General features: G+C 72.3%; 8 protein-coding genes. 4 read left to right on the top strand and 4 right to left on the bottom strand.

Annotation, left to right across the window (positions count from 1 at the left end):
- Positions 1-30: 30 nt before the first annotated feature.
- Complete coding sequence (locus tag ABZT93_RS08695; protein WP_356100951.1) at positions 31-1131, bottom strand: M12 family metallopeptidase; 1101 nt, start codon at positions 1129-1131, stop codon at positions 31-33.
- Positions 1132-1226: 95 nt separating this feature from the next.
- Here ABZT93_RS08695 and ABZT93_RS08690 point away from each other — a divergent pair, with 95 nt between their 5' ends.
- Positions 1227-3401: a LuxR C-terminal-related transcriptional regulator gene (locus ABZT93_RS08690; RefSeq protein ID WP_356100948.1), complete on the top strand. Its 2175-nt coding sequence runs from the start codon at positions 1227-1229 to the stop codon at positions 3399-3401.
- Between the two features lie 84 nt (positions 3402-3485).
- Here the strand turns inward: ABZT93_RS08690 and ABZT93_RS08685 are convergent, their stop codons facing one another.
- A complete protein-coding gene (locus ABZT93_RS08685) occupies positions 3486-6053 on the bottom strand; it encodes a CHAT domain-containing tetratricopeptide repeat protein (RefSeq protein ID WP_356101459.1) in 2568 nt (855 codons plus the stop codon).
- A 148-nt stretch (positions 6054-6201) separates the two neighbouring features.
- Between ABZT93_RS08685 and ABZT93_RS08680 the strand changes: the two genes are divergently transcribed.
- From ABZT93_RS08680 to ABZT93_RS08670, 3 genes are read left to right on the top strand one after another with little or no spacing between them, the layout of a single operon-like run.
- Entirely contained in the window at positions 6202-7629 is a 1428-nt protein-coding gene (locus ABZT93_RS08680) for a S8/S53 family peptidase (RefSeq protein ID WP_356100945.1), read from the top strand.
- A gap of 59 nt (positions 7630-7688) precedes the next feature.
- Positions 7689-8264: a sigma-70 family RNA polymerase sigma factor gene (locus tag ABZT93_RS08675; RefSeq protein ID WP_330324192.1), complete on the top strand. Its 576-nt coding sequence runs from the start codon at positions 7689-7691 to the stop codon at positions 8262-8264.
- Between the two features lie 5 nt (positions 8265-8269).
- Positions 8270-8764: a hypothetical protein gene (locus ABZT93_RS08670; protein WP_356101456.1), complete on the top strand. Its 495-nt coding sequence runs from the start codon at positions 8270-8272 to the stop codon at positions 8762-8764.
- Between the two features lie 18 nt (positions 8765-8782).
- On the opposite strand, the gene ABZT93_RS08665 is transcribed toward ABZT93_RS08670, so the two are convergent.
- Together ABZT93_RS08665 and ABZT93_RS08660 are read right to left on the bottom strand one after the other, a co-directional pair.
- A complete protein-coding gene (locus ABZT93_RS08665) occupies positions 8783-9580 on the bottom strand; it encodes an N-formylglutamate amidohydrolase (RefSeq protein ID WP_356100941.1) in 798 nt (265 codons plus the stop codon).
- A 208-nt stretch (positions 9581-9788) separates the two neighbouring features.
- Positions 9789-12008, bottom strand: a complete 2220-nt coding sequence (locus tag ABZT93_RS08660) for an NADP-dependent isocitrate dehydrogenase (protein ID WP_356100938.1) — start codon at positions 12006-12008, stop codon at positions 9789-9791.
- Positions 12009-12068 lie beyond the last annotated feature (60 nt).

Genomic DNA, 12068 nt, shown 5'->3' with positions numbered 1-12068 from the left:
CAGCCTCGCCCGTGCGGCCCGTCTGTGCTGTCACCAGCACATGACCGCGGTTTCCCCCGAACCCCACGCGGAGTACAGGCGCACACGGACGAAGTAACGGCGGCCCTTCACCAGACGGGCCCTGATCGTGGCGCTGTGCGCAGTGCCCGCGTCGTCCCGGCCGCAGAGATAGCGGGGTTCCCCGTCCCGCTCCTCGAAGACCACGACGACGGTGTCGCTGTCGCCGAACGTGTCCACCGTGTACTCGCGGGTCTCCGGCGGTTCCACGGTGAAGTCGGCCTGCTCACCCGGTCCGAGCCCGAGTGGCGCGGACCGGAAGGGCACCAGCTCCGGCGTCCGGACCTGCCCGGTCGGCGGATACCAGCGCAGGACGTACTCCTTGTCGGAGGCCGACAGGGTGCCGGGCGGGTTGAGGCCCGCACGGTACTGCTCCGGTTCCAGGACCAGCCCCGCCTCGAAGGGATACTCCATGATCGACTGCGGGTCCCAGACGGGGCCGTTGACCTCGTCCGGGTCCAGCTTGCGCAGGACGTTGAAGAACGTCCGGTCCCGGCTCCAGAAGTTCGGCGGACCCGCCAGATCGGCGTAGACGGCCTCGTCGTCCCAGTGGATCCCGGCGAACGGACTCTGGTGCTCGTGCAGCATGCCGAGCGCGTGCCCGATCTCGTGCAGGACCGTCCCGCGCTCCCCGGGCGCGGTCAGGTCCCAGCCGAAGTTCATGGTGCGCTCGTTCAGACCGACCGCGAGCGCGTCCTTGCCCACGGCCGACCAGGAGCCGTCGCCGAACTGGAACCCGATGCGCAGCTCGGCCTCCGACCGGTCGCCGACCTCGGTGAAGCGCACCCCGATCCCGAGGTCCTGCCACTCCTGGAAGCACTCACGCACCACGTCCCGCTGCTCCTTGGCGCCGACCCACGACACCCGGCGGAACTGCCCGGTCCCCTGAAGCCCGGTCCCCGGAACAGGAATGACCGACCCGTCGGCGTCGCCGTCGAAGAAGCAGTAGTGCAGGACCGTGCTGTTGACCCACATCCGGCTGCCGCCGATGAGCGCACTCAGCCGCTCGGCGGCCAGCCCCGGCGTGAACGCCCGAGCCGACTGCTGCGCGAGGGAGCAGTAGCGTGCGGTCATGGGGTTCAGCGTGCCGTCGGGCGTCTCGGGGCGCCTGAGTCGGGGGCTACTCAAGTCCCCCTGTATCAGGACTGAGTAGCGGTGCTCATGCTTCCGTGACGACTTTCGAACGGGACGCGAAGACACCGGAGCTGCCCTGGCCGTTCACCGGGCGCGAGGACGAACTCGAGCTGGTCCGCAGGTCCGTTGCCGGGGGACGGCAGGGCATCGTGGTGACCGGTCCCGCGGGCCGGGGCAAGACCCGGCTCGTCACGGAGGCCGTACGCGGCACCGACCACGCCCGGGCGGTGGGCACGCCCGAGACCCGCGGCCTGCCCTTCGCCGCCTTCGCGCACCTGCTGCCGGAGACCGTGTCCCTGCACCGAGCAGTCCAACTCCTCTCGTCCGTACGGCTGCTGCTCGTCGACGACGCCCACCTGCTGGACGATGCCTCGGCGGCCCTGGTGCACCAGCTCGCGGTGCACGGCCGCACCCGACTGCTGGTCGTCGCCATCGACGGCGCGCGGTCACCGAGCGCGATCTCCCGCCTGTGGACCGGAGAGCTCCTGCCGCGCCTCGCCCTGGAACCGTTGCCCCGGGAGGAGACCGCGCGGCTGCTCGCGGCCGGCGGTCTCGAGACCCTCACCGTCAACCGGCTGTACCGCCTGTGCCGGGGCGATCTGCGGCTGCAGCGCGAGCTGGTGGACGCGGTGCGCGAGCGGGGGCTGCTGCACCGGGTCCCGGGCTCGGCCGAGTGGCAGTGGCGCGGCCCGGTGCCGGTCACCGCGAGCGTGCGCGAGCGCACCGCGCACCTCCTCGACCGCACGGGTCCCGGCGAGCGGGAGACCCTGGACCGTCTGGCTTTCGGCGAGCCGCTCCCGATGGACACCGCCGCGCTCGACCTCGACGTCCTCGAAACCCTGGAGGCCGACGGTCTGGTCGACGTCGACGAGCAGGGCGCCGTCCGCCTCGCCCACCCCCTCCACGGCCCGGTGCTCAGAGCCGCCGCCGGACGTCTGCGGGCCCGCCGCCTGACCCGCACCCCGGCCGGCTGCGCGGCCGCCCTGGAGAGGGAGACGGCCATGCTGGCCCGGGCGATCGCCGAGACGGACGTACGAGCCGTCCCGGCCCCGGTGGGGGAGTGGCTCCTGGCCGAGGGCCCCGGCGTACCCGCCCGGCACGCCGCCGTACGGGCACGGTTCTCCCGACTGCGGGGGGAACTGCGGGAGGCCGCGGCGTGGGCGAGGGAGGGACTGTGTGCCACCGCCGACGACCCGGCCTGCCGCCTCGAACTCACCCTGGCCACGGCACAGTCGGGGCATCCGGAACATGCGGCTCCAGCGGACACCGACCACTCCACCGAGTCGTCGACCGGTTCCTGCGGCGACCGTTCCGCGACCCTCGTCGAGCCCGGCCCCCTGCACCCTCCCGTACCCGCAGCGGACTCCGATCCCCTGCATCCTCCTGTACCCGCCGCCGACTCCGGTCCCTTGCGTCCTTCCGTGCCGGCAGCGGACTCCGGACCCTTGCGCCCTTCCGTGCCCGCCGCCGACTCCGCCGCCCCTCACCCTCCCGTGCCCCTCATCGGCTCCGGCACCCCCCAACCATCCGCGGCCGCGACCGACTCCAGTACCCCCCAACCCCCCGCGGCCGCACCCCGCTCCAGCACCACCCAACTCACCGAGACCCCGCCCCGGCCAAGCGGCTCAGCCAACTCATCTGAGGTGGCGGCAGGTTCGGCGGCCACCTGGTGGGCCGCCGCGCGCGGTGATCTCGACGCGGCTCTCGGCACCGTCGGGGAGGAGCCGTACGACGCCGTCCGCCTCGGTGTGCCCGACCGGGCCGTCGGTCGCCTGAGCGGGGTCTTCGCCGCCCATGCCGAGGCGCTCGCCCAGGGGGACGGACCCGCCCTCGACCGTGCCGCACAGGCCCTGGAGGAGCGCGGTTTCCTGCTCTTCGCGGCGGAGGCGTACGCCCAGGCCACAGGGGCGCACCGCGATCCGAGCGCCGCCCGCACCTCACGCACCCGCGCCGTCGCCCTGGCCCGGCGCTGCCAGGGCGCCCGCACCCCGGCCCTGTCCGGGCTGGTCCTCGGCGAACTCACCGCCCGCCAGCGGCAGATCGTCACCCTCGCGGCCGCCGGACTGAGCAACCGCCAGATCGCCGAGAAACTCACCCTGTCCATTCGAACGGTCGGCAACCACCTCTACAGCGCGTACGCCCGCCTCGGCGCGAGCGACCGCGACGCCCTGCCGTGCCTGGTGGAGCTGCCGGAGGCACAGCCGGCCTGAGCCGTACCCCGGACCGGGGCGGTCTGACCCCCAGTATTCGGGGGAGGGGTCAGGCCGCCCCACACATCCCGCACTCCTCGGAGCTCACGCCGCCCCGAACGCCGAGAACGCCCACCCCGTCGCCCGATGCACCGAGTCCCCCGGCAGCGAGGCCCGGGCGTCGCGCAACGCCTCCGCCATGGACGCCCCCGCACTGAGCCCCTTGTGCAGCGTCAGCATCAGCGGCACCACCGCCTCGTCGTTGACCGGCGCGCTGCACGCCACCACCCCCGCCGTGCCCAGCGGCAGCAGCGCGGTGACCAGGCCGAGCAGTTCGTCCGCGCCGACCGAGGCGAACCGGGCGGTGTCGCAGCAGGACAGGATGATCCGGTACGGGCTGCGGTCCAGATGCTCGAAGTCGTGGACGATGAGCGGCCCGTCGGCCATCCGCAACGCCGAGAACAACGGGCTGTCCGCACGGAACGTGCCGTGCGCGGCGATGTGCGCCAGCGCCGCCCCGTCCAGTTCCTCCAACACCCGCGGCACGCGCGCGTCGTCGTACTCCAGGACCGTCGCGGAGCCGTTGCGCCGGGCCAGTTCGGGCACCTCGGCGCCTCCGGTCGCGAGCCCCGGCCCGCGGACGAGGACCTGGCGTCCGCTCGGTGGCGGCGCGGTCTCCCTCGCCCGCAGCCAGCTGCTCGCCGACGGCGACACGCTGAACACCCGCTCCCGCAGCGAGGGCAGCAGGGCCCACGGCACCCGGTGCAGCCGCCCCGGCGGCACCACCACGACCGGTCCGGACCCGAGCTGCGCCGCGGCCGGTCCGAGCAGCAGCTCCTCCAGCCGCCGCCCTGCCGCCTCCACCACCGGAAGCCTCGCCTCCGCACCGGGGTGCGCGAGTCGCCGCAGCCCCGCCTGGACGTGCTCGGCCTCGCGTTCGGCGTCGGCCAGCAGCCCGGCCTCGAACCGCCGTACCCGCCCCTGTGCGCACAGCAGCACCTGCACACGCCCGTCGAGCACGGCGAGTTCGACCAGTCGTACGTCGTCACCGAGCCGTTCCAGCAGCGTGCCGGGGTCGAACCGGTAGCCGTCACCGGGAGCGTCGCCGCGTATGTGGAGGGTCCGGGAGCGGATCTCCCGTTCCAGACGCCGCTGTTCACGTTCCAGCGTCGGCACCGGCCGGCCCTCCATCCGGGCCCCCTCCGCGCGTGCCGCTATCTCCCGGAAGGCGGTGAGGTCGCTGAGCAGCGCCGGGTCGGCCGGCGGGCGGGTCGGTGGTGCGGACAGTACGGTGGCCCGCCAGCGCTCGCTCCACACCAGCAGCCGTCGCGGGCCGCCCGACGCGAGCGAGGCCTGCCCGGCGAGCCCGGCGAGCTCGGCGCCCTGCGCGGTGGCCCGGGCCCGCAGTTCCGAGGCGCCCAGGGTCGTACGGTGATCGTCGAGCACGTCCAGACCGCGGCGACAGGCTTCCAGCACCCGCCGGTCGGACCCCACGGCCCGCGCCCACAGCGCCCGCGCCGCCCATCCCGTCATCCGCGCCAGCGGCGGACCGCTGTGCCGGCTGCGGGCGGCCACTTCCAGATGCCGTTGGGCATCCTCACGCCACCCCAGGCCGAGCGCGATGCGGCCCGCCAGCAACGCCGCCTCCGGGGCGGCGGGGGCGCCGAAGGAGGCCAGCCGCTCGGCGACCGCGGCAGCGTCCGCGACCATCCGGCCCGAGCCGCGCCCGGCGGCGACCCGCGCCTCGATCAGCACCAGGCGGGCATGCGTCTCCCACCAGGTGCGCCGCTGTCCGGCGAACAGCCGTACGGCCATGTCGGCGCGCGCGATCGCGGTGTGGGCGTCACCCGTGTGCCGGGCCGCCCGCGCGGCGGCGAGCAGCAGTTCCGCCTTGAGGGTGGACTGCCCGCCGATCCCGTCGAGCACCTTGATCGCCGCGTCCGCCTCCGCGAGCGCCTCCGGGGCGAGCCCCGCGGCCATCAGGACCTCACAGCGCCGGACGGTGAGCATGAACGTCGGGGTGCCGAGCTTGGCGTACCGCTCCTGTGCCTCGTCGAGCAGCCGCAGCGCGGCGGGAATGTCCCCCGACCGGTACGCGGCCAGGCCCCGGCTCTCCACCGCGTCGGCCTTGTCGTGCTCCTGGCCCGTGGTGTCCCACAGCGCCTCCGCCGCCGTGAAGTCGGCATCCGCCCGCTCCACCGCCCCGAGCGCCAGATGCACGGTGGCCCGCAGGGTCAGCGCCCGCGCCGTCCAGATCACGTCGTCGGCCTGCCGCAGCACCGGAACCGCCCGCCGTACGTCCTCCAGCGCCGCCCGGTGACGGCCGAGCACCCACGACGCGTAGGCCCGGCGGAACAGGACACGCGCGCGTGTGTGCCCGCTGGCGACCTCGACACCTCGCTCCAGTGCGGCCAGGCCCTGCCGGGTGCGCCCCGCGTGCACCAGCGCCACCCCGAGTGCGGCGAGTACGTCCGCCTCCCGGTCGGCGGACTCCGCGCGGGCCGCGAGAGCGCGGGCCCGGCGCAGATGGTCCAGGGCGAGGCGCAGGTCGCCCCAGTCCCGCTGCCAGATGCCGATGACCTGGTGGGCCACCGAGGCGTGCAGCGGTGAGGGATCCGAGCCGAGTACTTCCTCTGCCCTCGCCAGCGCCTGGTTGGGCGCGGCGAACACCATCGGCAGCAGTTCGAGAACCTGGTCGCTTCCCGCTGTCACTTCATGGATGGTAGTGGCCCAGGTGGCAGGCCACACCGGTTTGGCGCTGTATCAATCACCGGACCCGCGGCTCTGACTGACGACCGCCGCCTCAGTGGGAGGACACGCCATGGCACCTCAGCGATTCCACGAGCAGTTCGACCAGATCCAGCGTTCCATGCCCGACGTCCCGCTGGCTCTGGGGCCCGACGACGCCTCGGAGTTCATCTACGAGAAGGGCGTGGTCCTGGCCCGGGACGGCCGTGACGCGGCGCTGGTCGAGGAGACGGTCCGCTCGCACTTCACCGAGGCGACCGGTCTGACCGGCGACTACGTACAGCGGGACAGCCCCGAGACCAACCGCTCGGGCATCACCCGGATCAGGGTCGGCGACCCGGGCCACGGCGACCGGCGCGGCGACCGAGCCGTCACCCATGCCCTGCGCGCCATGAGCGAACGCGAGGGACGCGCCGGACACCGCCTGGTCAGCCGCAACCACGTGGTGTCGATCGCGGTCAACTCCTGCCCCGGCGACGAGCCCGTGCCCGCCGCGCTCAGCCAGGGCACCAACCCGGCCCCGGCGGAAGCCGGTTACGATCCCGACACCGCCGTGGGCGTCCTGGTCGTCGACAACGGCCTCACCCACGACCACACGCTCGTTCCGCTGCTCGCCCATGTCGAGGGCGACCTGCACGGCACCGAGACCGACGCGGCCGGCAACCTCCTCCAGTACGTCGGCCACGGCACGTTCATCGCCGGTGTCCTCGCGGCCGTCGCGCCCAACACCGACATCACCGTCCGCAACACCCTCAACGACGCGGGCGCCATCCTGGAGTCCGAGCTCGGCGACAAGCTCTTCGAGGCGGTCGCCGACGGCTGGCCCGACCTCATCAGCCTCTCCGCGGGCACCTCCAACGGCCGCTCCGACGGTCTGCTCGGCCTGGACGCCTTCATGCAGGAACTGCGCGCCCACGGCACCCTGTTGGTCGCCGCGGCCGGCAACAACGCCAGCGCCAGCCCCTTCTGGCCCGCCGCATACGCCGACCTGCCCGACTACCAGGGCGTCGTCCTGTCGGTCGGCGCGCTGCGCGGCGACGGCGAGTTCGGCGCGTGCTTCAGCAACCACGGCTCCTGGGTCGACGTCTACGCCCCCGGCGAGCGCCTCACCAGCGCGCTCACCGGCTTCGACGCACCGGTGCCCTACCTCTACCAGCACTCCACGTACGAGGCCTGCCGGTACGGCTTCACCTACGTGTGCACCTGCCAGTCCCCTTCCCACGTCGGTGCGTTGAGCGAGGACGGCAGTGTCGCCAAGCCGGACCAGGTGATGTTCGAGGGGTACGCGCACTGGAGCGGCACCTCCTTCGCGACCCCGGTCGTGGCAGGGCTGGTCGCCGCCCACATGACCGCGAACAAGGAGACCGACCCGCGGGCCGCCCGGCAGCAACTGCTGGCCACGAACACGCAGTTCGCCGAGGTGCGCGGGGCGCATGTGGCGGCGCTGAGGCCGGCCGGCTGGCGCCCGGTGCCGGTCGTGCAGCGCCCGGTCGGCGCATGAGAGCCGGAGTGGTCCCTTCCACGGCGTACGATGACTTGCCGTACACGAGGGGTGGGGCTGTGGACCGAGCAGATGTCGGTGCGCTGGTCCAGTCCGCCGTCGACGGTGACGCGGCGGCCTGGAAGGCGCTCGTGGAGGGGCTGAGCCCACTGGTGTGGGCCGTGGTGCGTGCGCACCGGCTCTCCGACGCCGACGCGCACGAGGTGTACCAGACCGTGTGGTTCCGCTTCGCCCAGCATCTCGGACGCATCCGTGAACCCGACAAGGCCAAGTCCTGGCTGGCGAGCACCGCGCGTCACGAATGCCTGAAGGTCCTCAAGGGCTTGAGGCGGCTGACCGTCACGGACGATCCGCAGCTCCTGGACCGGATCAGCGAGGACCGTACACCCGAGCAGTCGTTCATCGACTCCGAGGAGGCCGCCGCCCAGAGCGAGCGGGTCCGGTTCCTGTGGCAGGAGTTCGAGGAACTCGGCGAGCGCTGCCGACAGTTGCTGCGCATCCTGATGGCCTCGCCGAAGCCGGGCTATCAGGAGGTGTCCGCCGCCCTGGGGATCGCGGTGGGCAGCATCGGACCACTGCGCCAGCGCTGCCTGAGGCGGCTGCGGGCGCGGCTCGAAGCCCGGGGGGCGGTATGAGCGACATGAACGACGATCTCGACGACGACACCTTCGGCTCAAGCGAAGAGGCGCTGCCGGAAGAGGAGTTCGCCCTCGGCCTGCTGGAGGAGGAGCTCCGGCAGGCGACGGGCATCCTGGACCCCGTACCGCCCGCCCTGCGGCAGATCGCCGTCGAGGCGTTCGCCCTGCACGACCTGGACAGCAAGATCGCCGAACTCACCTTCGACTCGGTGGTGGACGCCCTCCCGGTGAGGGGCGCGACGGGGGCGCCGCGGATGCTGACCTTCCACGCGGGCGAGGTGACGGTCGACGTCGAACTCACCCCGCAGGGCCTCATGGGGCAGGTGCTGCCGCCCCAGTCGGCCCGGATCGAGGTGCTCAGCGGCCCACAGGCGGGCTCGCCGCTCACCACCGACGACATGGGCCGCTTCACCTGTGACGCGTCCCCGGCCGGCCCCTTCGCGCTACGGCTGCGGACCGGCGAGCAGGTGATCGTCACCGACTGGCTGACGGTCTGAACCGCGGATCCCCGGCACTCACGAGGAGTGTTCGGCGAGGAGTCGGTGCAGGGCGTTCACGAGCGTGGCGAGTGACTGCGCGAGCCGGTGGAGCCCCGGCCCGGCAGGCCCGCCCGGTTCCCTCATGTACGTGTCCCGCCGGATCTCCACCATCAGGGCGCTCACCCGGGGATCACGGCCGTAGAACTCCAGCGGCACGTACGTCCCGCTGAAGGGACTGTCCAGCCCGACCTCCCCGAACGCCTCCCGGGCCGCGGCGAGCAGTTCGGGAGGCGTGTGGAAGGAATCGGTACCGAGACACACCGGCGGCCGCGGCCCCTCGCCGTGCAGTTCGTAGGGCAGCGGTGCGCTCGGATAGGAGTGCACGTCGATGACGACGGCCCGCCCGGTGACGGCCAGCCGCTGGGCCACGGCCTCGGTCATCGACTGGGCGTACGGCCGGAAGTAGCGCGCGACCAGCGGCCCGGGGTCGGCGTCGACCGGCCGCAGGTCCTCCCGATGCGTGGTCTTCGTGTACACGGCCCCCATGCCCACGGCGAGCATCTCCTCCCGCCCGTCGGGAAACCGCTCGGGATCGACGACCAGCCGCGAGAGCCGGTTGACGAACCGCCAGGGAGCCACCCCGGCCAGCCGCGCCGCCTCCTCGGCGAGCTCCGCCGTGTGCGCGTCGACGATGTGGTCGAGCTCCCGCTCCAACGCGGCGTCGTCCAGCACGATCCCGGCCCGCACCTCGGCCGGGATCTCCCGTGCGGAGTGCGGGACATGGAGGATCACCGGCGATTCCGCGGCACCCGGCAACAGTTCGAAAGAGGGCATACGGCTGCTCCCGGGGCGTTGTCAGTGGCGTGGTGCACCATCTCAGCATGAACATCGGCAACTACCCCGACCACGAGGTGGACCGGGGCGAGGAACTGATCGGCACCCGGGACCGGTGAGCCGCCGTGCGGACGGCCGACCCTCCGGACACACCCCCGCCCCGGCCGGGCAGAAGCCGGCCGGGGCGGGGGAGCACAGCGGGTGGGCGTCAGCTCAGGGACGCGAGCACCTGGTTCCACGTCGTGGACGGGCGCATGATCTTCGCGGCCTTGGCCGGGTCGGGCTGGTAGTAGCCGCCGATGTCGGCCGACTCGCCCTGGACGGCGTTGAGCTCCTCGACGATCTTCTGCTCGTTCGCGGCGAGCGTCTCGGCGAGCGGGCCGAACGCCTTCGCGAGGTCCGCGTCGTCGGTCTGCGCGGCCAGCTCCTGGGCCCAGTACAGGGACAGGTAGAAGTGGCTGCCGCGGTTGTCGATACCGCCGACGCGACGGGTCGGGGACTTGTCCTCGTTGAGGAAGGTCGCCGTGGCGCGGTCGAGGGTGTCGGCGAGGACCTTGGCGCGGGAGTTGCCCGTGAAGTCGGCGTACTGCTCCAGGGAGGGGACCAGCGCGAAGAACTCACCGAGGGAGTCCCAGCGCAGGTAGTTCTCCTTGACGAGCTGCTGGACGTGCTTCGGCGCGGAACCGCCGGCGCCCGTCTCGAACAGGCCGCCGCCCGCCATCAGCGGGACGACCGACAGCATCTTGGCGCTGGTGCCCAGCTCCAGGATCGGGAAGAGGTCGGTGAGGTAGTCACGCAGGACGTTGCCCGTCACCGAGATGGTGTCCTCGCCGCGGCGGATGCGCTCCACCGACAGCTTGGTCGCCTCGACCGGGTTCAGGATCCGGATGTCCAGGCCCTCGGTGTCGTGCTCCGCGAGGTAGGTGTTGACCTTGGCGATCAGGTTGGCGTCGTGCGCGCGGGTCTCGTCCAGCCAGAACACGGCCGGGTTGCCGGTGGCGCGAGCGCGCGTGACGGCCAGCTTCACCCAGTCGCGGATCGGGGCGTCCTTGGTCTGGCAGGCGCGGAAGATGTCGCCGGCGGAGACCGTCTGCTCGATGACGGCGTTGCCGTCCTGATCCACCAGGCGGACAGTGCCGGTGGTCTGGATCTCGAAGGTCTTGTCGTGGGAGCCGTACTCCTCGGCCTTCTGCGCCATCAGGCCGACGTTCGGCACCGAGCCCATGGTCGACGGGTCGTAGGCGCCGTTGGCACGGCAGTCCTCGATCACGGCCTGGTAGACACCGGCGTACGACGAGTCCGGCAGGACCGCGAGGGTGTCGGCCTCCTGGCCGTCCGGGCCCCACATGTGACCCGAGGTGCGGATCATGGCCGGCATCGAGGCGTCGACGATCACGTCGGACGGCACGTGCAGGTTGGTGATGCCCTTGTCGGAGTCGACCATGGCGAGAGCCGGGCCCTCGGCGAGCTCGGCGTCGAAGGACGCCTTGATCGCGGCGCCCTCGGGCAGGGACTCCAGGCCCTTGTAGATACCGCCCAGACCGTCGTTCGGGGTCAGGCCGGCCGCGGCGAGCGTCTGGCCGTACTGCGCGAAGGTCTTCGGGAAGAACGCGCGCACCACGTGACCGAAGATGATCGGGTCGGAGACCTTCATCATCGTGGCCTTGAGGTGCACGGAGAACAGCACGTCCTCGGCCTTGGCGCGGGCGATCTGCGCGGTGAGGAACTCGCGCAGCGGGGCCACGTGCAGCACCGAGGCGTCGACGACCTCGCCCGCGAGGACCGGTACCGACTCGCGCAGCACGGTGGTGGAGCCGTCGTCGCCGACCAGCTCGATCCGCAGCGAGCCGGCCTCGGAGATCACGACGGACTTCTCGGTGGAGCGGAAGTCGTCCACGCCCATGGTCGCCACGTTGGTCTTGGAGTCCGAGGACCAGGCGCCCATGCGGTGCGGGTGGTTCTTGGCGTAGTTCTTGACCGAGGCGGGGGCGCGGCGGTCGGAGTTGCCCTCGCGCAGGACCGGGTTCACGGCGGAGCCCTTGACCTTGTCGTAGCGGGCCTGGATGTCCCGCTCCTCGTCGGTCTTGGGGTCGTCCGGGTAGTCCGGCAGCGCGTAGCCCTGGGCCTGCAGCTCGGCGACGGCGGCCTTGAGCTGCGGGATCGAGGCCGAGATGTTCGGCAGCTTGATGATGTTGGCCTCGGGCGTCTTCGCCAGCTCGCCCAGCTCGTGCAGGGCGTCCGGGATCCGCTGGTCCTCGGTCAGGTACTCCGGGAACACGGCGATGATCCGCCCGGCCAGCGAGATGTCCCGCGTCTCCACGGAGACACCCGCCTGCGAGGCGTAGGCCTGGACCACCGGCAGGAAGGAATACGTCGCCAGGGCCGGGGCCTCGTCAGTGTGCGTATAGATGATGGTCGAGTCAGTCACCGGGTGCTCCGCTCCACGTCTGCAACATTGCTCGACATCAAGATATCTCGTGATCGAGCC

This window comes from Streptomyces sp. NPDC005303 (assembly GCF_040607335.1).
Taxonomy (GTDB): domain Bacteria; phylum Actinomycetota; class Actinomycetes; order Streptomycetales; family Streptomycetaceae; genus Streptomyces.
This window is presented reverse-complemented; position numbering and strand designations above follow the sequence as displayed.